The sequence below is a fragment of the Nonomuraea sp. NPDC003560 genome (genome assembly GCF_042878785.1).
In the GTDB taxonomy this organism is placed as follows: Bacteria; Actinomycetota; Actinomycetes; order Streptosporangiales; family Streptosporangiaceae; genus Nonomuraea.
Window position 1 is genome coordinate 63,677 of record NZ_JBIAOF010000010.1, and the last position, 18,699, is coordinate 82,375.

Consider the following 18,699-nt stretch of genomic DNA (forward strand, 5'->3'; position numbering starts at 1 on the left):
GCGCTGACCGGCCGGGGCCTCTTCCTGACGCGGCCGTCACCTACCGCTGTAGACGGGGAACACGCTGGAGTCGCCGTAGTCCTGGGCGTGCAGGTTCTTTAGGGTGTCCATGTCCGCCTCGGAGATCTCGAAGTCGACCTCGGCGTTGGAGCGCATGTGCTCGGGGTTGGAGGTCTTGGGCAGGGACACGGTGCCCAGCTGCAGCGTGTAGCGGATGCACAGCTGCGGGACGGTGACGCCGTACTTCTCCGCCATCGCCACCAGCTCGGCGTTCCTCAGGATCTCGCCGTGCGCGATGGGCGAGTAGGCCTCGACGAGGATCTGCCTGTCCGCGCAGTACGCCAGGAGCTCGGTGGGCGTGTTGCCGGCGTGCACCAGCAGCTGGTTGACGTGCGGCGTGACGGTCGCGCCCCGCAGGAGGCTCTCCAGGTCCTGCTGCAGGAAATTCGAGACGCCGATCGAGCGGATCCTGCCGGCCTTGTGCGCCTCCTCGAGCGCGCGCCAGGCCTGCCGGTTGCCCTCGGCGTAGTCGTCGCCGCGGAAATCGTCCCACGGCTGCGGACTGTGGATCAGCATCAGGTCGACGTAGTCGAGCCCGAGCTTCTCCAGCGACCCGTCGATCGCGGCGACAGCCCGGTCGTGGTCCTTGATCTCCGCGGCCAGCTTCGTGGACACGAACAGCTCGTCGCGAGGTACGCCCGCCGTGCGCACGCCCTCGCCGACGCCGCGCTCGTTGCCGTAGGCCTGCGCGGTGTCGATGTTGCGGTAGCCGATCCCGACCGCCTCGCGGACGGCTCCGGCTGCCTGGTCGTCGTCGATGAACCAGGTGCCGAGGCCGAGCCTGGGGATCTGGACGCCGTTCGACAGGGTGTAGGTCTCGTTCAGGATGGTCATGCGCTCGTTCCGTTCTTAGGCAGCGAACCGTCGCCCCAGATGTGCCAGTTGTTGCGACAGCCCGGCTCGAACCTCACGTCGCTGACCGGGACGCTGCCGTCGGCCGGCGGGGCCAGGTGGCTCTGGCCGATGAAGTGCCGCGCGTAGGCGTCGTCGGGCTCTCCGAGCGGGAAGATCTGGTCGAACCGGGTGTCAGCCACTCGTGGTTACTTCCCAATCTCATGCGTACGCCACTCCGGGCGCGGTGTCCGACCAGCGGGTCCGCAACGGTGGGGGGTGAACGCCTGCTGCGTGGCTTGCGCCCGGTACGGCCAGCAGACGGGGGGCGCTGACCGCCATCACGCGTGCCGCCGCCCGGCGCCTTCTCGTCCGGGAGGGGTGGGCCCGGACCGGACGCGGCCGATGCGGAGGGTGGCCAGGTCCGGGAAGCCGGAGGTGTGCCAGGTGGCGCCGGTAGGAGTGACGGCGAACGCTTCTACGCCGGAGAGCCCTTCGATCCAGGCCTGGGCCGCCGTGCCCATCGCGAAGGCGGCGGTGGCGTAGGCGTCGATCATGGTGAGGCCGGTGCCGGTGAGGGTGATCGAAGCCAGGTCCAGCGCGGGCCGGCCGGTGTGGGGGTTGGTGATGTGCGGCCCGCGTTCGGCCGTGCCGGAGGTCGCCACGGCCAGGTCGTCTCCGGCGATCACCGTGGCGGTCGTCCCCGGGCACAGTGGGTGGGCGACCGCGATCCGCCACGGCCGGTCGGGCGCGGGTCTTCCTGCGCACTGGAGGTCTCCGCCGCCGTTCAGGCAGTGATTCACGGCTCCGCAGCGGGTGAGGATGCGTGACGCCTGCTCGATGGCCCATCCTTTGACCAGACCGGACGGGTCGAGGCGGCCCGAGGGGCGGGTGGTGAAGTAGCCGCCGGACACCTCCGTCACCGACGTGCACAGTTCGAGGACGTCGGCCACTTGCGGCGGGCAGTCGTCCAGGCCGATCTCGCCCGCGTCCAGGCGGCTGACGGGGCTGTCCGCGCGGTAGGTCGAGAAGACGGCGTCCACCTGGTGCAGCCAGGCGACGGCCTCGGCCACGGCGTGCCGCCCGTCGCCGAACGGGGGGCGGAGGTCGAAGGAGAAGACCGTGCCCATGACGTGCTCGACGTGTCGCATCACAGCCCGGCCCGGTCCAGGGCGCTCTGCAAGGATCGGACGTATCCCTCGCTGGTGTACGTGGCCCCGGAGACAGCGTCGATCTGGGCCGATCCCGCGGCCAGCGCCTCGTCATTGAGCGTCGGCAGCGCCTGGCTGTTGATGGCGATGTCGCGATGATTGCCGTCGGGGGCCTGGAGCACCCGGATGCCGGCCATCTTGCCGCCGGCCAGGACGAGCTCGATCTGCACCGGCCCCCAGCGAGTGGTGGCGACGTCACCTGTGACAACCTTGTCCCCGCCGGTGGCGCCTGCGACGGCGCCCGGCCCGGTCCAGGTGCCGTTGACCTGCGGGGCGGTGGCCTGGGAGACGGCGGACGGCGGGGACGCCACCGCGGTGAGCTCGTGCGGCTTGAACGACAGGAGCAGCACCAGGCCGACGGCGGTGACGAGGACGGCGAACATCGCTCTGCGCATGGGGATTCCTCAGAACTCGAACGACTCATGATGGATGTGGCGATCAGGTATTCCGGCGGCGCGCAGCGCGGACACCGCCGCGCCGGTCATCCCGGTGGGGCCGCACACGTAGACCTCGTGCCGCGCAAGCTCGGGCACCAACCGTGCCAGCACCTCCGGCGTGAACGGATCTCCGACCTGGTCGCGCGGGCCGACGCAATAGTGCAGGGCCGCCTCACGCCGACCGGCGATCTCCTCCAGCTCCGTACGGAACACCAGATCCTCTTCGCTGCGTGCGCGGTAGAGGAGGGTGAGATCGCCGGGCGCGGCGGGGATCGACTCGAACAGGGCACGCAGCGGGGTGATGCCGACCCCGCCCGCCACGAGCAGCACCTTGCGCCCGTGGCGTCGCCGGCCAGGGGTGAACGCGCCGCTGGGGCCTTCGGCGACGACCCAGGTACCCGGTCGCAGACGAGCGAGACGTCTGCTCTGGTCTCCCAGGTCCTTGACGGTGATGCGCAGTTCGTCGGGCTGGGGGACGGCCGACAGCGAGTACGGGTTGGCTGACCACCACAGATCCCTGGTGAGGAACCGCCATCGGAAGAACTGACCCGGCTCGGCCCTCAGCCTGCCCAGGCGGCGGCCGGAGAGGTAGACGGAGACGACGCCCGGCGCCTCCGGCTCTACCCGGTCGACCCTGAGCCGGTGCCGCAGCGCCTGGCGGACCGGAGTGAGGAACCGGTACCAGGCGAGCGCGGCCGCGACCCCGAGATAGAGGGCGTACCAGGCGGTGCGGGCGACGGGCGAGCCGACGAACTCGCTGCCGGTCGACAACTGGTGCCCGAAGGCCAGCCATGCCGCCAGATAGGTGTAGAAGTGCAGGTGGAACCAGGTTTCGTAGCGCAGGAGCGGCCGGATCGCGCGTGCCGAGATGATGCCCACGCCCACCAGGAGCAGTACGGCCACCGTGGCCGCGAGCACGTCGGGGTACGACAGGTTCAGCGTCACCGTCTCGCTGGCCACGTCGGTGCCGTCCGCCACGGCGTAGCCCCAGATGATCAGCAGCGTGTGGGCCGTCGCCAGTGCGACCACGTAGCGACCGCCCATCGCGTGCCAGCGGGCGAGGCGATCGGAGCCCACGCCGCGCTCCAGCGGCGGGATCCTGGCCATCAGCGCGAGCAGCACGGCGATCCCGTATGCGGCCAGCAGACCGGTGATCCGGCCGGCCCCGCTGAGCCAGTCCCCGAGGCCGGCGACACGTGGAGTACCGCACCACCACAGGCCCAGCACGGCCGGCACCCCTGCGGCGATGACCGACAGGACGGCGGCGGGATGGGCGCGGACGGCTCCGCGCCGCCCTGTCCCTGTCCCTGTCCCTGCCCCGGTCGCGACTCGTCCGGCCGAAGCGATGCTCACGATCGTCCCCCTTGGGCGGAGTTCCTTCTCCATCGCGAGCACACTGCCAGCCGAACTTCTCTGTTCCCTCTGAACGAGGCATATCTCCGCCGTTCAGAGGGTTCTCATAGGTGAGACAGACGGTCCGCAGAGCGGACAGGGGGATCCTGATAGACATCATGCAAGCCAGTGCCCGTGAACTTCCCGAACTGCGCCGCGCCGACGGCGCGCCCGTTCGCGTGCTCGTCGTCGAGGACGAACCCGACCTCGCCGAGGTGCTCGGCACCGTGCTGCGCGAGGAGGGCTGGCAGGTCCGCACCGCGGGCGGTGGTGCCGTCGCCGTGAACGTGGCCCGTGACTTCCGGCCGGACGCGGTGCTGCTCGACATCATGCTGCCCGACCTGGACGGCCTGGAGGTGCTGCGTCGCCTGCGGGCCGACGCGCCGCAGGTGTGTGTGCTGTTCCTCACCGCCAAGGACGCGGTGGAGGACCGGATCGCCGGGATCACGGCAGGCGGCGACGATTACGTCACCAAGCCGTTCAGCCTCGCGGAGGTCGTCGCCCGGTTGCGCGGCCTGCTGCGCCGAGCCGGCATGGCCCAGATCGCCGCGGGGAACCGGCTGGTCGTCGGCGACCTGACCATGGACGAGGACGCCCGGGAGGTGACCCGCGCGGGGGAGCTGGTGGAACTCACCCCGACCGAGTTCGAACTGCTGCGTCTCCTCCTGCGTAATCCGCGCCGGGTGCTCAGCAAGGCCCAGATCCTGGACGAGGTCTGGTCCTACGACTTCGGCGGCCAGGCGCACGTGGTGGAGCTGTACATCAGCTACCTGCGCAAGAAGATCGACTCCGGGCGCACGCCGCTGATCCACACGGTGCGGGGCGTGGGTTACGTGCTCAAGCCATCATGAGGCCGCACACCCTCCGCGGCCGGCTGATGGCCGGAGTGCTGGTCCTGCTCGCGCTGGCCTGCGCCACGATCGGCGTGGGCACCTCGATCGAGCTGGAGCGCTTCCTGGTGGACCGGCTGGACCAGCAGTTGTCCATGGCGGCCGGCCGGTTCGCCGTCACACTGGAGCACCGCCGGGAGGAGGAGCGCGAGCGCGGCGACAGCCGTGGTCAGTCGATCGGCACCCTTGGCGTGCGCATGGTGAACGGCCAGGTGATCAACGCAGCCGTGGTCCGGTCCCGCAGCGCGGACGACGCCGAGCCCAGTCTCTCCGCCCAGGACGTCGCCGCCTTGGCCGCCGTACCGGTGGACGGGCGCGGCCACGCCGTAGAGCTGTCCGAGCTGGACGACTACCGGGTCATGGCGACCCGGGGCAAGGACGGCGACGTGCTCATCGACGGGCTCCCGATGGAGGGAGTCGAGGCCACGGTGCACCGGCTGATCTTGGCTGAGTTGGTGGTGTTCGCCGTGGTGATGGCCGCGGCGGGGACGGCGGGCGCGCTGTGGGTGCGGCTGTCCCTGCGGCCGCTGCAGCGGATGGCCGCCACGGCGCAGCGGGTCAGCACGCTTCCGTTGTCCAGCGGTGAGGTGGCGCTGCCCGACCGCGTACCGGTTGAGGACCAGCGTACGGAGATCGGCCGGCTGAGCGAGGCCTTCAACCGGATGCTCGGGCACGTAGCTGATGCGCTCACCCGGCGGCACGCCAGCGAGCAGCGGATGCGGACCTTCGCTGCCGACGCCGGCCATGAACTGCGAACCCCTCTGGCCACCATTCGGGCTCACACGGAGCTGGCTCGCCGTCATGCCGCCGAGTTGCCGGCCGCGGTGGGGCACTCCTTGGAGCGGATCGAGGCCGAGTCGGCACGGATGGGCACGCTCGTCGACGACCTGCTGTTGCTCGCCAGGATCGACGCGGGACGGTCGCTGGCCCGCGAGGAGGTGGACCTGACCCGCGCGGTGATTGACGCGACCGGCGACGCCCGAGTCTCGGCCCCCGACCACCTCTGGCGACTGGAACTGCCCGAAGACCCGGTGACCGTGATCGGCGACGCCGCGCGTCTGTACCAGGTGGTGGTGAACCTGCTCGGCAACGCCGCCCTCCACACCCCTCGGGGCGCCACGGTGACGGTATCCGTGCGCGTCCTGTCAGGGGAGGTGGAGCTGACCGTGACCGACGACGGGCCGGGCATTTCCGAGGAGATCCAGCAGGAGCTGTTCGAACGGTTCGTCCGCGCCGACAAGGGCCGCTCGCGTGCCCTGGGCGGCAGCGGGCTCGGGCTGGCCATCGTCAAGGCCGTGACCCTCGCCCATGGGGGAGCCGTGTCCCTCCAGAGTCGGCCAGGCCGTACCGCCTTCCGCGTGACTCTGCCCGCCACCGCGAGCCGTTCCGAGGCCGGACCGCAATAGATGGTCGAGCGAGCTCGACGACACGCTCGCCGTGGCCTCCCTCTACTGGGCCACCAGCAGCATCGGTTCAGCTCCGTTTCTGCTGATGAGGGTCAGGCCAGGGCCCTGCGGACGATGTCGGCGCTGGTGAGAGGGTCCATCGCCAGGCCCTGATGGTCGCCGGGGAACACCAGCGGCACAGTGCCGAGCCGGTCGGCCAGCGCCTTGGCCGACAGGGCGGGGACGCCGTCGCCGGAGGCGGCCCCGACCCCGACGAAGATCGGCACGGAAGCGGAGCGCAGCGCGGCGACGTCCGGCTCGAAGCGCAGCACGGGCAGCAGGACGTGGCCCAGGAAGTAGTCGAGGTTGCCCTGGATGCGGCCCATCATCTCCAGCGCTTCGGGCGGCATCCGGGAAGGGTCGGGCATGGCCGGCGGCGGGGCGTCCGGCCCGTCGACGGTGGCGATGAACTTGCCCATCGCCGCGCCGGCGCCGTGGTCGCGGTAGGTGTCGTGCACGTCCTGGAACGCCGCCCGCCACCGGTCGTGGTCGGGCAGCAGTTCCGGGAGCGGCGGCTCGTGCACGACGAGCGCGCGCACCTGCTCGGGGTGGCGGGCCGCCAGTTCCAGGGCGGTGAGCGCGCCGCCGCTGTTGCCCAGCACGTAGGCGGGTTCGTCGGTCAGGACGGCCAGCAGCCGGGAGGCGTCGGCGGCGAAGACCGTGACGTCGGTGTCGGCGGGTGGCCCGGTGAGGGGGCTGCGGGACAGGCCGCGCTGGTCGTAGGTGACCACGGTGTAGCGGTCGGCCAGCATGGCTGCCAGTCCGGCCGGCGCCCCGGCGTCGGCGGGTGCGCCGGGGATCATCAGCAGAAGCGGCCCGGACCCCCGCACCTCGTAGTGCAGACGCGCACCGGGCACCTGGAGCGTCCTGGTCTCGGCCTTGATCTGGACGTCGTTCATGAGGGTTCCGTTCTCGGTCGGTGAGGGTGAATCAAAGGGGGATCAGGCAGGCCGGTAGGTCAGGTCGAGGACGCCGTTGGCGAAGGTGGCCGACCGGGTCAGCTCCAGCGGGACCGGCGGGGTGCCCTCAGGGAACAGGCGCATGCCGGTGCCGACGACCAGTGGGTGGACCAGGAGCCGCAGTTCGTCCAGCAGACCGGCTGCGAGCAGGGCGCGGACCAGGCTGATGCTGCCCGGCAGCGTGATCGTGCCGCCGGGCTGGTCCTTGAGTTCCTTGACCGCCGCGATCGGGTCCCCTTCGATCAAGGTGGAGTTGTTCCAGGTGACCTGGGTCAGGGTCGTGGAGGCCACGACCTTGGTGATGCCGTTGATCGCCTCGGCCATCTCCCCGTTCTGGTGCGGCCACACCGCGGCGAACGCCTCGTAGGTGACCCGGCCCATCAGCAGCGTGTCGGCCTCGGCGTACATGCCGCCCACCGCCGCGCCCATCTCCTCGCTCAGGTACGGGAAGTGCGCCCCGGCAGACCCACCCGCGACACCTACCGCCACGGCAACCTGCATCAGGCGCTCGTGGAGGTGGGCACCGAACTGGCCCGCGCCGGAGGCCCGGACGCGATCACCCTGCGCGAGGTCACCCGGCAGGCCGGGGTCGCCCCCAACGCCGCCTACCGGCACTTCCCCAACCGCGACGCCCTGGTGCAGGCGGTCTCACTCCGAGCCATGGCCGAACTCGCCCACGCCATGGAGGAGGACCTCGCCGCCCTCGATCCGACCGGCGACCCGGCCCGGACCGCCCTGGCCCGCTTCCGCGCCGTCGGCACCGGCTACCTGCGCTTCGCCCGCACCGAACCCGGCCTGTTCCGCGTCACCTTCTACGTCCCCGACGACATGACCCGGGCCCAGGTCCCCGCCTCCGCCGGACCAGGCGGCCTGACCCCGTTCCAGCTGCTCGGTGCCGCCCTGGACGACCTGGTCTCCTGCGGCCTGATGTCCCCCGAACGCCGTCCAGGAGCCGAGTTCCTGGTCTGGTCATGCGTCCACGGCCTGGCGGTCCTGCTCATCGACGGCCCCCTGCGCGGACTCCCCGACGAACTCGCCGATCCAGCCGTGCACGACCTGATCGACCTCATCGAAAAGGGCCTGCGACCAGACGCCGAGTAGTGCTGTGTCAGGTCCGCCGGCGAAACTCCGCCAGGGGCGATGTACGGCGGAGCAAGGTCGTCCGGCGAGGGCGGTGGGGCGACATCGACGTCCTCCGCGGCTTACCGGGTGGTTGGTCAGCAGGGGTCGGCCGCGTCCGGTTGCCGTCACCGGGTCGGCGGACGCTGCTTCCGGGGCGGGGGTCCGGGCGGGTTCCGCGTCACGTCTGCTGTCCCGGGTGCGGTGTCCTGCGTCCAGCGGCGGCGGTAGTCGCCGGGGGTGGTCCCGTACTGCTGGCGGAAGGCCAGGTGGAAGCCGACCGTCGAGTGGTAGCCGACGCGTTCGCCGATCCGGCTGTGGGGGAGCGCGGTCTCGCTCAGCAGGCGTGCGGCTTCCTGCATGCGGCGGGCGGTCAGGTGCCGGATCGGCGCCTCGCCGACCAGTTCGCGGAAGGTCGCCGCGAACGCCGAGCGCGACATCCCGGCCTGGGCCGCCAGTGACTCCACCGTCCAGGGCTCGGCGAACCTCGTCTGTACGGCGTGCAGCGCCGCCCCGATCGCCGGGTGACGCAACGCCCGCAGGACCGGCGAGCCCTCGGCCATCTCACCCACCGCGGCCCGCAACGCCAGCACGAAGACCAGCTCGAAGGCGCGCAGGGCGACCAGCGTCGCGCCGGGTTCGGCCAGGTCCCATTCGCCGGCCAGCCGTCCGAGGGTGCCGCCGAGCAGCCCGTGACCTTCCAGCGTGGCCCGGTCGAGCACCAGGACGGGTGGCAGCGCCCGGTAGATCGGCGAGCCGGCGGCCCGGTCGTAGTGGAGCCCGCCGCAGAGCAGGACGGTCCGCTCGCCGGGCCCGCCCAGCTCGACGGTGCGCACGCCGCCCTGCGGCCGCTCGGGCAGCACAGCCGCGAGCGGCACGGCGGGACGCCCCGGCCGGTCGCCCAGCCGGTGGGCGCTGCCGTGCGGGAAGACGGCCAGGTCCCCGGCGCGCAGCAGGACGGGCTCGGCGCCGGGCAACTCGACGGCACATGTGCCCTCGTGCACATAGTGCAGCAGCGCGCAGTCCTCGGCCTCGCCCGCGACGCCCCAGGGCGCCCCGGCCTGCCAGCGGCTGTGGAAGACACCCTCCAGCCGCAGCGGGGCCAGCAGGGCGCTCAGCAGGTCACCATCCACCGGACGATCCTTAAATAAACCGATATTTCGCTTTATAGAGCGTATCGCCGACTCGGTGGAGGCTGTCCGGCATGACCTTTCTTGTGATCGGCGCGGCAGGCGCCCAGGGCGGCGCGGTCGCGCGGCGGCTCGTCGCCGAGGGCCACACGGTGCGCGGCCTGACCAGGAGCGGCCGCGTGCCGCACGGAGTGGAGCCGGTCGCCGGCGACCTCGGCGACGCCGAGGCGGTGAAGGCGGCCTTCGCCGGGGTGACGCACGCCTCGGTGACGCTGCCCATGGTCTACGAGCCGGACACGGTGGCCGCCCACGTCCATCATGTGCGCGACGCCGCGCTGGCGGCCGGGGTGCGGCGGCTGGTGTTCAACACCGCCAACCGGCTGCCCGAGGCCGCCACGCAGGTGGCGGCCTTCGAGACACGCCGCTGGGCCGTGCGGACGCTGCGGTCGGCCGGACTGCCCGTCGTGGTGCTGTGCCCGCCGGTCTACCTGGACAACCTGGCCGCGCCGTGGGTGACGGGGCCGCTGGCGGCCGAGGGCGTGCTGCGCTACCCGCTGCCCGCCGACCTGCCGGTGCCCTGGCTCTCGCACGACGACCTGGCCGCCGCCACGCACGCCGCGCTCGTGCGTGACGATCTGGAGGGAGCCGTGCTGAGGCTCGGCGGGCCCGACGTGGTGACCGGCGACGAGCTGGCGGCCGCCTTCGGCGCCCGTTACGCCGCGCAGGATCCGGCCGAGTTCGCGTCGGGCCTGACGATGGCGCTGGGCGCGCCGACGGCCGCCGCGGTGGCTGCCACCTACCGCTGGGCCGCCGCCGACCGCGACCTGTTCGCGCCCGATCCCGCGGCGGCCGAGCTGCTGGGCCTCCGGCTGACGCCGCTACGCGCCTGGATCGCCGCCCAGCCCTGGGCGAACCGGTGAACGGCGTCGAGGCGGAGATCGTCCGTCACCACGAGGTCATCGAACGCTGGCTGACCGGCGCCGCCGCGCAGGAGGAGTTCGCCCGCTTCGCCGACGCCCACGCCCCCGGCTTCACGCTCATCACCCCCGACGGCCGGACGCTCACCCGCGACCAGGTCCTCGCCGAGGTCGAGGCACTCCACGGCAGGGCGCCGGAGCTGACCATCGAGATCCGCGACGTACGGATCATCGCCTCCGACGGCGCGCTCGTGGCGGCCACCTACCAGGAGGTCCAGCCGGGCCGGACCCGGCAGTCCACCGCGGTCCTCCAGTCCGCCACGTGGTTGCACCTGCACGAGACCTGGCTCCCGTGAGAGGTCGATGGTCACGGACTCGGCGGCGGGGTCGGTGGTGACGTGGTCCTTGTCGTTCGCGACGAGCACGATCCCGATGCGATGGACGGCAGAGCGCCACGGCGGCCTGCCTGGCTGCCGCCCAATGTTGCCTATGCCGCCGTCGTCATGAAGGTGCGGCTGCCGCCGGCGCCGGCCGTCTCATCTTGTCCTCCGCTACAGCACGCGGACGTTCTCGGCCACGTAGTCGAAGCTGTCCTGGGACCGTTGGACGCAGTCGAATTCGACCTCGTCACCGGCCTCCAGAACGCGATACCCACTCGCCGAGATATCGCTGAAGTGCACAAACGCATCACGATCTGCCGGAAGGTCGGGGGAGGAGATCGCTCCCCACCCCTTCTCGGGCAGGAAGAACTTCACCGTGCCTCTAGTCATGATCGTATTCTCGCTGTCCACCTCTGGAACGGCCACTGGGTTTAGCCCGGGATCATGGGCGCTCGGCGGACGTCCGCGTTCCGGCCTCCTCGGCGGCGCGGCCGGCGCTCCAGACCGTCGTCCGTTGGTGGACTCGTCGGCCGTCGTCGCGGAGGCCGGGCACCAGTGGTGCCGGGCCGTGCTCGGCGAAGCCCGTGCGCTCGAAGAACCGCACCGCCCGGGTGTTCTCGACCAGGGTCTGCAGGCGGCAGCCCGGAGATCCGGCCTTCCTGAGCCGGTCGAGCCACCGGCTCATCAGCCCGTCGGCGGCGCCGGTCCCTCGCGCCTCGGGTGCCACGTTGATGTGCAGGTGCGCGAGCCACCTGTCGTCGGCGAACTCGCCGGCGCCAGGCTGCCTGCGGATCGCGGCCAACGCCAGATCGGCCGGACTGCGCGCGAAGAAGGCCGCGGGCCTGGGACGGAGGACCAGCCGGTAGGTCCGCATCGCCTGCTCCATGCGCTCGCCCTCGCCGGGGAACCTCGCACTGTCGAGGCATCCCGTCAGGGAGCCCACCAGGGCGCCCCGGCGACGGCGACGAAGAGCTGCCGCCCGTCGTGGCGCGGATGTGGGGCCGCGACCCCATCACGCGCAGAGGCCCGAGGCCGCGCCTGGACCTGGCCACGATCACGATGGCCGCCATCGAGATCGCCGACACCGAGGGGCTGGCCGCCGTCTCCATGAGCAACGTCGCCGCCCAGGTGGGCGTCGCTCCGATGGCGCTCTACCGGTACGTCGGCAACAAGGACGAACTGCTGACCGTCATGGCCGACAGCGCCGTGCCCGCACCGCCCGAACGCGGGAACCTGGCCTGGCGCGACCACCTCGCCACGTGGACCCGGCTCACCCACGACCTCCTGCCGTCCCGGCCCTGGCTGCCGGATCTGCGCCAGAGCACCCCGCCCATGGGCCCGCGGCGGCTGCTCTGGCTCGAACAGCCCGTAGCGCTGATTGCTGTCCCGTTGTTCCTCGCCCGCGAAGCATGCCCCGACCGGCTCGGGATCTTCCGGGTGATCACGCCATCCCCACTGGTTGAAAGCGGTCACGTCCTTGAGCGCGTCATCGCCGGAGCGGCCGCACTCGGCGGTGCCACGGCGGGCCGTCGCGACCGCGCGGATCGCGACCTCGGGGCAGGTGGTCCAGAACCGCACCTCCAGCGGCTCGTCCAGTTCCGGGACCAGCAGCTTGCCGCTGTAGGCGGGCACGCCCTCCGACGGCATCCGTGGGAAAACAGGCCGCGGGACGGCGGAGCCGCCGCTCAGTGGCCGCCACCGGGGGCGTGCTCGCGGCGGTCGAGGTCGGCCCGCAGCTGGGCGAGCCATTCCCGGCCCCTTCTGCGCCCGTCGGGGAGCTGGTCGTCGCGGTCCCAACGCCAGGAGACCGCGAGGGCGAGGCTGAGGATCCGGCAGTCGGCGAGCAGCCCGGGGTCGGCGTCTGGGTAGTGCGCGGCGACGTCCTCCGGAGCATGGGCGAGGTCGAACTCGACGGGGCCGCGGCAGGCGGTCTCCAGGTCGATGAAGAGCGGTCCGTCCGCGGTGGCGAGCAGGTTGCCGGGGTGCGGTTCGCCGTGCAGGAGCTGTTGCCGCGGGCCGCGGTCCAGGATCGCGCGGCTGATTCCGTGGAGGGTGTCGGTCAGCAGGGCGCGTTCCGCGGCGCCGAGGTCCGGGCTGACGGCAAGGTCCTCGACCACCCGGAGGGCATCGGCGACGCGGTCGGTGAAGTGCGGTGCGGCGTGGTCAACGCGGCGCAGGCCGGTGTGGGGTGCGGTGGAGTGCGGGGCGGCGAGGTTGATGCGGCGCAGGCCGGCGTGCAGCCGGGCCAGGGCGTCGGCGTAGGCGGCGGGCGGGTGGTCCTCGGGTGCGGCGGTGGGCTCGTAGTAGGTCCAGAGGGTGACGGCGAAGCCGTCACGGAGATGGACGCGCGGCTCGGCCCTCGGATCGAGCCCCGCCACCGGGCTGCCGGTCCCGGCGAGGCGCCGGACGAGCTCGACCTCGAAGTCGGGGCGGTGCGCGAGGGGCGCGACCCGGGCGAGGATGCCGCAGGGCCGCAGCCGGACGGCGATCCGGTTCGAGTTGTGCAGCACAGCGGCGTCGTCGGCGCCCAGGCCGTACTCGGCGGCCGTGTCGACGGCCGCGGCCACCGCCCGGGGGATCTCGGTGTCCTTCACGTGTTCGGTGCCTCTCCCTGCTGGAGTCGATGTGTGCGGGGCAGGCCCGTGGCCTGGCCGAGCGTCCTCTACGTCGTGACCAGCCCGGCGCGGCCGGGCATGGCGGCCCCGAGGCCATGGTCGTCCCGGGCCGTCATGGGCCGGTCAAGGAGAGCGCTCACGTCCGGATCAACCCGAAGCAGCGCCGTGCTGGAGCCGTCGCCGCTGAGCCGGCGGCCGGCCGCGGTGAGGGTGGGCGTGAGCGCGTCGGCCTGCCCAGGAGGGCGCGGCAGCGTGAAGGGGCCGAAATGGCGGGGGTCGTCGGTGGGGACGCGGTTGCAAGGTACGTCCCGTGGGCGGCCGGCGTTGCGTCGGCACCCGCGTGCGGTCGACTGCTGATGGAGAAGTGCGAGGGTCGGCCGGTCACGTTGGTATGCAACACCACCCGGCCGGTTCGGCGCATTCGGTTTGTTGCCGGTGCCGGTGCTGGTGTCGGTGTCGGCGTAGGGCCTGGCCGCCACTGTCCACACGACAACCCCGCGCACGTCGCCGCGGCCCGCCCCATCCCCGCCGGTGTCGTGCGGGGTGGACCAGTGGCAGGGCGGCGGCTCCGAGCGGCTGTACGAGCCGGTGGGCAGCCAGGCCCGGCGGGTTTCATCGGCGCGCTCCAGGACTTCCTGCGAACGCTCGACGCCACCTCCGCGTGACGAGCGGCTGACGTTCCGCCGCCGGACCACGTACGTGCCGGCGGACCGGCCGGCAGCCGGCCGCGCGCCCCCCGGGAGCGCTGACGCCGCCGACCGTGACAGCGCCTACGTCGTGGCGGCCCGGACGCCGAGGACGACGAGCACCACCGCCGTCACCCTGGCGACTGCGCGCCTGAAGCGGGCCCTGTGCAGGATGTGCGCCCCTCGGCGAACCAGGACCGTCCAGGTCAGCAGCCACACCGCCATCAGCAGGGCGTGGGCGGTGGCCAGGGTGAGGATCTGCCCGTCGAGAGGACGTCCGGGCACGATGAACTGGGGGACCAGGGTCAGGTAGATGGAGGCCGCCTTGGGGTTGAGCACGTTCGCCAGCAGGGCCTGGGTGTAGACGGAGCCGGGACGTCTCGGCCGATCCGTGAGCTCGGGAGGCGGGGGCAGGGTGGTGGAACGCCAGGTCCACAGGCCGAGGCCGATGAGGTAGGCCGCCCCGAGGAGCTTGACGACGGTGAAGGCCTGGCTGGAGTGCATGACCAGGGCCGACAGCCCGGCGATGGCCAGGGTCGCGTGGGCGTACAGGCCGCTGACCGTGCCGAGGATGATCGGGAGGGCCTGCCGGTGACCACCGGCCGTGACGTGCTGGACGAGCAGGGCCAGGCTGGCGCCCGGAGTGGCGATGACGGGCAGGATCGCCAGGAGGAACGCGGCGACCGCGTACGTGTGGGTCATGCCTGGAGCACGACGCGGAAGTGGGTGGTGAGGCGGTGGTCGTCGTCCAGGACGTGGAAGGCGAGGCCGGGCGGTTGGTCGCGGTCGGCGGGCCGGTCGCCCTCCCACGGCAGGCGCAGGGTCCAGGTGACGGCCGGCGCGACGATCAAGGGACGACCGGCGAAGGTGGAAGCGGCCGCGGTGTGAGCGTGGCCGGTGAGCACGGCGACGACCTGCGGATGCGCGTCGAGCAGCGCGGCCAGGTCGCCGGGCGCCTCCAGCCGCCCGGAGTCGGGCAACGGGTGGTGAAGGACGACGGGCGGCTGATGGAAGGCGATCAGCGCGGGCGTGTCCGGGGCGAGCCCGTCGAGGGTGGCGTGCATCCAGGCGAGGGTTTCGGTGTCGAGCCGGCCCTCGTCGCGCCCGGGAATGGTGGAGTCGCACATCAGGATGGCGGTGCCGCCGACGTGGTGCACCTGGTTGACGGGGCCGGGCGCGGGTGGCCGTCGCAGCAGCGCCTTGCGGTAGGCCGGGCGGACGTCGTGGTTGCCGGGGCAGGTGAGCACCGGGAAGGGGGCGGCCAGGAGCTGGGCGGCCTGCTCGTACTCGGCCTCCGCGCCGTGATCGGCGATGTCACCGGTGACCAGCAGGGCGTCGACCGGGCGGGGCAGCGCCCTGAGGTGGTCCATGACCTGGGTGGCGCGCCGGGTCGCCCGGTCGGTGCCGTCCAGGTGCAGGTCGCTGATCTGGGCCAGGAGCAACGTCATCGTGCGATCCCCAAGCTGTCTAATGGTTAAATGGGATTTAGCGTTAGGGACCATAGAGTACGGAAGAGGACGTGAGCAACCGGGAGGTTGGAGTGGAGCGCTGGCCGGCACTGGAACTGGCGAGCACGATCCGCCACGACGGCGACGGCGGTGTCGCCGACGACCTGGCGACGGCGCAGAGCACGACCCGCTGGATCCATCAGCAGGCCGAGCTGCTGGCCGGCCGCGCCGACGTCGCAGAGCTCACGGTGGGGGAGGAGCTCAGGAGCGAGATCGTCGGGCTCCGCCGGGCCGTGCGGGCGCTGTTCGCGCATGCGGTCAGCCCGGCGCCTCCGAGCCGGGCCGACGCCCACCGGCTGATGCCGGTCGAGCAGGCGCTGGCGCACCTCAACGCGGCTGCCGCCCGTGAGGCGATCGTCCCGCAACTCGACTGGCCCGCGAGCGGAACACCCCGTACGGAAGTGTTGTCGACCGAGCGCGATGCGGGCGTCCAGTTGATCGCGGCGCTGGCGCGGGCCGCCATCGAGTTCCTGAGCGGTCCGCAGCGTGAGCAGTTGCGGGCCTGCAACGCGCCGCGCTGCGTACGCTACTTCGTCAAGAGCCACGGGCGGCAGGAGTGGTGCAAGCCGTCATGCGGCAACCGCGCCCGGGCCGCGCGCCACTACCAGCGCCACAACGCCACGACCGCCCAAGAGGTGGCCGGGCCCTGACCGCTGCGGGACAAACCGGGCGGCACAGCGGCGATCCTAGGCGGGATGACGCACGCGGCGCATGCCCTGGAGCCGCTGCCGCGCGTTCCTCAGCGTCGCCATGGGTTCCAGGATGCGACGGTCGTACGTCTCCAGCGGCAGGCTCCGCGACACGCGACGGGGGAGATCGGGGTTGGCCAGCGCGCCCCGGCCGATGGACAGCAGGTCGGCATGGCCGCCGGACAGAACCTGGGCCGCCTGCGAGAGATCGTGCATGCCGCCGTTGGCGATGACCGGAAGACCGCTCACCTGGCGAGCCAGACTCGTGATCGTGACACCGCCGTCCAGCCGGGCGGTCTCGATCCAGTCGCGTCCCTCGCTGGCGATGTGCAGGTACGTGGCACCCGCCGCCGCCAGCGCGGCGAAGATGATCCGGGCGTCGGCCGCGCCGCCAGGCCAGCGGTGGCCGAAGTCGTTGACCTTGCCCTGCGACAGCCGCACGCCGAGGCAGAAGTCGGCGCCTAGCTCGGCCCGGATCGCGGCCACCACCTCGGCCGTCAGCCGGATCCGGTTCGCGACCGGGCCGCCGTAGGAGTCGGCGCGGCGGTTGGTGTAGTCGGTGAGGAACTGGTCCAGCAGGTAGCCGTTGGCTCCATGAAGCTCGACCCCGTCGAAGCCGGCCTCCCGAGCCCGGACGGCCGAGGCCACGAAGCCGCCGATCGCCGCCTCGATGTCGGCGCCGGTCATCTCCCGGGGCGTGGGCCAGCTTCCGGACCCACCGTACTCGCGCAACATCTCCGCACGCGGCCGCACGGCGGACGGCCCGACCGTGCCGGCGCGATACGGATTTCCCTGCGACAGCGCGCCGGCGTGCATGAGCTGGAGCACGATACGGCTCCCGGCGGCCCGCACCTTGCCGGTGATCTCACGCCAGGCCGACACGTGCGTGGCGGAGACGATGCCCGGCTGATTGAGGTAACCCTGACTGTTGGCGGTGTCGGTATAGGTGCCTTCCGTGATCACCAGCCCGAATCCGCCCTCCGCGTACCGCTCGTAGTATTCGGCCATCTCGCGGGTCGGCGTGCCGTCGGGGGCGGCGGACACCCGGGTCATCGGCGCGACGGCGAACCGGTTGGGCAGGTCGAGACCGCCGACCCGGACGGGCCGCAGCGTGTGGTGGTTCGTCATGGATGTACTCCCTTGATGGGTCGAAGGTCTGTTGCGGAACGCGCACGGCGGCGCGGAGGCGTGCGCGTTCCCCCCTCCCTCAGCAGCCCGCCACGCCGCATGAGGTCTGCACGGGCTCCGCGAGCTTGTCGAGGACCTCGCGGAGCGCGCCGGCCCGAGGGACGCCCTCGATCCGGTGGGCGCCGTCGATGATGATCGTCGGGACCGAGCGGATCCGCAGTTCGTGCGCCTGCCGGAGCGCGGCCTGGTGCGTCTCGCCGTAGCGGCCGTCGAGGAGGGCGGCGCGGAACTCCGCCGCGTCGAGGCCCAGCCCGGCGGCCAGGTCCGTGAGCACGTCCAGGTCGCCGATGTCGAGGCCGTCCTCGAAGAACGCCCGCAGCAGCCGGTCGTTGTAGGACTCGGCGTCACCGTGCTCCCTGGCGTACTGGTAGCCCTCGAAGGCCAGCCGTGTGTACGGCTGGGGCGAGACGTCCGGCAGGTGGATGTCGACGCCCATCCGCTCCGCCATCGGGTAGATCGTCCGCTTCCAGATGTCCTGGAGGTAGGCGCCCTCGGGCTCCAGCGTCGGAACGGGTTCGGGGCGCAGTTCGAACGGCATCCACTCGACCTCGACGTCACGTCCGGCGACGGCCTCCTGGATCGGCCCCTTGGCCAGCAGGCAGAACGGGCAGACGTAGTCGGACCAGATCTGGATCCTCATGAACGCGCCACCGCGGTCGCGTCGATCTCGATCTGCCAGTCGGCCTGGGCCAGCCGGGAGACCTGGATCAGGGTGTCGGCGGGGTAGGGCTCCGCGAAGAACTCCCTGCGCAGCCTGATGATGGTGGCCAGGTTGGGCTCCAGGTCGGTGACGAGGATGGTCACCTTGACCGCGTCGGCGAGGCTGGATCCCGCTGCCTTCAGCACCCGGTCGAGGTTGGCGAACGCCTGCCGGGCCTGGGCCTCGAAGTCGTCGCTGACGGTGACGCCGTTCTCGTCGAAGCCGGCCTGGCCGGAGGCGAACACCAACCCGTTCACCTTGATCGCCTGCGAGATCGCATAGGGCTCGTACCAGTCGGGGGTGGTGCTCACGCGCTCACGCTTCATGACATCTCCTTGTATGTGCATACTTTGTATGTGCAAGTAGATGTTGCATGTACATGTATATTCTTGTCAAGTCCTGAGGGGCGGAAGCCTCACCGGGACGCGGGGTACGGCCCGCGCGGGAGTGGCCGTCAGCGTGGTCGTCGAGGTGGTCGCCGCGGGTCGGCATTTCGCCCGCCCCGGCCGCGGCGGACACTTCATGGCCCACGAGGAACCGGA

Annotated in this window: 22 protein-coding genes; 6 read left to right on the top strand and 16 right to left on the bottom strand. The window is 71.9% G+C overall.

Annotation, left to right across the window (positions count from 1 at the left end; all coding sequences use genetic code 11):
- Positions 1 to 36: 36 nt before the first annotated feature.
- From ACFYUV_RS33860 to ACFYUV_RS33880, 5 genes are all read right to left on the bottom strand, one after another.
- Entirely contained in the window at positions 37 to 894 is an 858-nt protein-coding gene (locus tag ACFYUV_RS33860; protein ID WP_387675735.1) for an aldo/keto reductase, read from the bottom strand.
- Entirely contained in the window at positions 891 to 1,094 is a 204-nt protein-coding gene (locus ACFYUV_RS33865; protein ID WP_387675738.1) for a hypothetical protein, read from the bottom strand. The genes ACFYUV_RS33860 and ACFYUV_RS33865 overlap by 4 nt, the downstream gene beginning before the upstream one ends.
- A 138-nt stretch (positions 1,095 to 1,232) precedes the next feature.
- Positions 1,233 to 2,042 carry an FAD:protein FMN transferase gene (locus tag ACFYUV_RS33870; protein ID WP_387675741.1) on the bottom strand — a complete coding sequence of 270 codons (810 nt, stop codon included), beginning with the start codon at positions 2,040 to 2,042 and terminating at the stop codon, positions 1,233 to 1,235.
- Positions 2,042 to 2,497 (bottom strand): FMN-binding protein, encoded by a 456-nt coding sequence (locus ACFYUV_RS33875; RefSeq protein ID WP_387675744.1) that lies wholly within the window; start codon positions 2,495 to 2,497, stop codon positions 2,042 to 2,044. The genes ACFYUV_RS33870 and ACFYUV_RS33875 overlap by 1 nt, the downstream gene beginning before the upstream one ends.
- Before the next feature lie 9 nt (positions 2,498 to 2,506).
- Positions 2,507 to 3,892 (bottom strand): ferric reductase-like transmembrane domain-containing protein, encoded by a 1,386-nt coding sequence (locus ACFYUV_RS33880; RefSeq protein WP_387675747.1) that lies wholly within the window; start codon positions 3,890 to 3,892, stop codon positions 2,507 to 2,509.
- Between the two features lie 158 nt (positions 3,893 to 4,050).
- Here ACFYUV_RS33880 and ACFYUV_RS33885 point away from each other — a divergent pair, with 158 nt between their 5' ends.
- Together ACFYUV_RS33885 and ACFYUV_RS33890 are read left to right on the top strand one after the other, a co-directional pair.
- Positions 4,051 to 4,782: a response regulator transcription factor gene (locus ACFYUV_RS33885; protein ID WP_387675750.1), complete on the top strand. Its 732-nt coding sequence runs from the start codon at positions 4,051 to 4,053 to the stop codon at positions 4,780 to 4,782.
- Complete coding sequence (locus tag ACFYUV_RS33890; RefSeq protein WP_387675753.1) at positions 4,779 to 6,227, top strand: sensor histidine kinase; 1,449 nt, start codon at positions 4,779 to 4,781, stop codon at positions 6,225 to 6,227. The genes ACFYUV_RS33885 and ACFYUV_RS33890 overlap by 4 nt, the downstream gene beginning before the upstream one ends.
- A gap of 92 nt (positions 6,228 to 6,319) precedes the next feature.
- Here the strand turns inward: ACFYUV_RS33890 and ACFYUV_RS33895 are convergent, their stop codons facing one another.
- Both ACFYUV_RS33895 and ACFYUV_RS33900 read right to left on the bottom strand, forming a co-directional pair.
- Positions 6,320 to 7,165, bottom strand: a complete 846-nt coding sequence (locus tag ACFYUV_RS33895) for an alpha/beta fold hydrolase (RefSeq protein WP_387675756.1) — start codon at positions 7,163 to 7,165, stop codon at positions 6,320 to 6,322.
- A 42-nt stretch (positions 7,166 to 7,207) separates the two neighbouring features.
- Positions 7,208 to 7,726, bottom strand: a complete 519-nt coding sequence (locus tag ACFYUV_RS33900; RefSeq protein WP_387675759.1) for a dihydrofolate reductase family protein — start codon at positions 7,724 to 7,726, stop codon at positions 7,208 to 7,210.
- Here ACFYUV_RS33900 and ACFYUV_RS33905 point away from each other — a divergent pair.
- Complete coding sequence (locus ACFYUV_RS33905; protein ID WP_387675763.1) at positions 7,676 to 8,326, top strand: TetR/AcrR family transcriptional regulator; 651 nt, start codon at positions 7,676 to 7,678, stop codon at positions 8,324 to 8,326. The two genes, ACFYUV_RS33900 and ACFYUV_RS33905, sit on opposite strands and share 51 nt — an antisense overlap.
- A gap of 146 nt (positions 8,327 to 8,472) precedes the next feature.
- On the opposite strand, the gene ACFYUV_RS33910 is transcribed toward ACFYUV_RS33905, so the two are convergent.
- The gene (locus ACFYUV_RS33910) at positions 8,473 to 9,477 is read right to left on the bottom strand and encodes an AraC family transcriptional regulator (RefSeq protein WP_387675766.1); all 1,005 of its coding nucleotides are present in this window, start codon (positions 9,475 to 9,477) and stop codon (positions 8,473 to 8,475) included.
- Positions 9,478 to 9,548: 71 nt separating this feature from the next.
- On the opposite strand from ACFYUV_RS33910, the gene ACFYUV_RS33915 reads away from it, so the two are divergent.
- Together ACFYUV_RS33915 and ACFYUV_RS33920 are read left to right on the top strand one after the other, a co-directional pair.
- A complete protein-coding gene (locus ACFYUV_RS33915; RefSeq protein WP_387675769.1) occupies positions 9,549 to 10,394 on the top strand; it encodes an SDR family oxidoreductase in 846 nt (281 codons plus the stop codon).
- Entirely contained in the window at positions 10,391 to 10,747 is a 357-nt protein-coding gene (locus tag ACFYUV_RS33920) for a DUF4440 domain-containing protein (RefSeq protein ID WP_387675771.1), read from the top strand. The genes ACFYUV_RS33915 and ACFYUV_RS33920 overlap by 4 nt, the downstream gene beginning before the upstream one ends.
- Positions 10,748 to 10,942: 195 nt before the next feature.
- On the opposite strand, the gene ACFYUV_RS33925 is transcribed toward ACFYUV_RS33920, so the two are convergent.
- The 5 genes from ACFYUV_RS33925 to ACFYUV_RS33945 form a co-directional block, all read right to left on the bottom strand.
- The gene (locus tag ACFYUV_RS33925; RefSeq protein WP_387675774.1) at positions 10,943 to 11,161 is read right to left on the bottom strand and encodes a cold-shock protein; all 219 of its coding nucleotides are present in this window, start codon (positions 11,159 to 11,161) and stop codon (positions 10,943 to 10,945) included.
- Between the two features lie 52 nt (positions 11,162 to 11,213).
- Positions 11,214 to 11,645 carry a GNAT family N-acetyltransferase gene (locus ACFYUV_RS33930; RefSeq protein WP_387676616.1) on the bottom strand — a complete coding sequence of 144 codons (432 nt, stop codon included), beginning with the start codon at positions 11,643 to 11,645 and terminating at the stop codon, positions 11,214 to 11,216.
- Between the two features lie 811 nt (positions 11,646 to 12,456).
- Entirely contained in the window at positions 12,457 to 13,365 is a 909-nt protein-coding gene (locus tag ACFYUV_RS33935; RefSeq protein ID WP_387675777.1) for a phosphotransferase, read from the bottom strand.
- Positions 13,366 to 14,156: 791 nt separating this feature from the next.
- On the bottom strand, positions 14,157 to 14,774 hold the full coding sequence (locus ACFYUV_RS33940) for a LysE family translocator (RefSeq protein ID WP_387675780.1): 618 nt from the start codon (positions 14,772 to 14,774) through the stop codon (positions 14,157 to 14,159).
- On the bottom strand, positions 14,771 to 15,520 hold the full coding sequence (locus tag ACFYUV_RS33945; protein ID WP_387675783.1) for a metallophosphoesterase: 750 nt from the start codon (positions 15,518 to 15,520) through the stop codon (positions 14,771 to 14,773). The genes ACFYUV_RS33940 and ACFYUV_RS33945 overlap by 4 nt, the downstream gene beginning before the upstream one ends.
- Positions 15,521 to 15,591: 71 nt before the next feature.
- On the opposite strand from ACFYUV_RS33945, the gene ACFYUV_RS33950 reads away from it, so the two are divergent.
- Positions 15,592 to 16,230 (top strand): CGNR zinc finger domain-containing protein, encoded by a 639-nt coding sequence (locus ACFYUV_RS33950; protein WP_387675786.1) that lies wholly within the window; start codon positions 15,592 to 15,594, stop codon positions 16,228 to 16,230.
- Positions 16,231 to 16,266: 36 nt separating this feature from the next.
- On the opposite strand, the gene ACFYUV_RS33955 is transcribed toward ACFYUV_RS33950, so the two are convergent.
- The 3 genes from ACFYUV_RS33955 to ACFYUV_RS33965 all read right to left on the bottom strand — a co-directional run bounded on the left by ACFYUV_RS33955 (position 16,267) and on the right by ACFYUV_RS33965 (position 18,483).
- A complete protein-coding gene (locus ACFYUV_RS33955) occupies positions 16,267 to 17,397 on the bottom strand; it encodes a tRNA-dihydrouridine synthase (RefSeq protein ID WP_387675789.1) in 1,131 nt (376 codons plus the stop codon).
- Between the two features lie 79 nt (positions 17,398 to 17,476).
- Entirely contained in the window at positions 17,477 to 18,097 is a 621-nt protein-coding gene (locus ACFYUV_RS33960; protein ID WP_387675792.1) for a DsbA family protein, read from the bottom strand.
- Positions 18,094 to 18,483: a RidA family protein gene (locus ACFYUV_RS33965; protein ID WP_387675795.1), complete on the bottom strand. Its 390-nt coding sequence runs from the start codon at positions 18,481 to 18,483 to the stop codon at positions 18,094 to 18,096. Before ACFYUV_RS33965 ends, ACFYUV_RS33960 begins: the two co-directional genes overlap by 4 nt.
- Positions 18,484 to 18,699 lie beyond the last annotated feature (216 nt).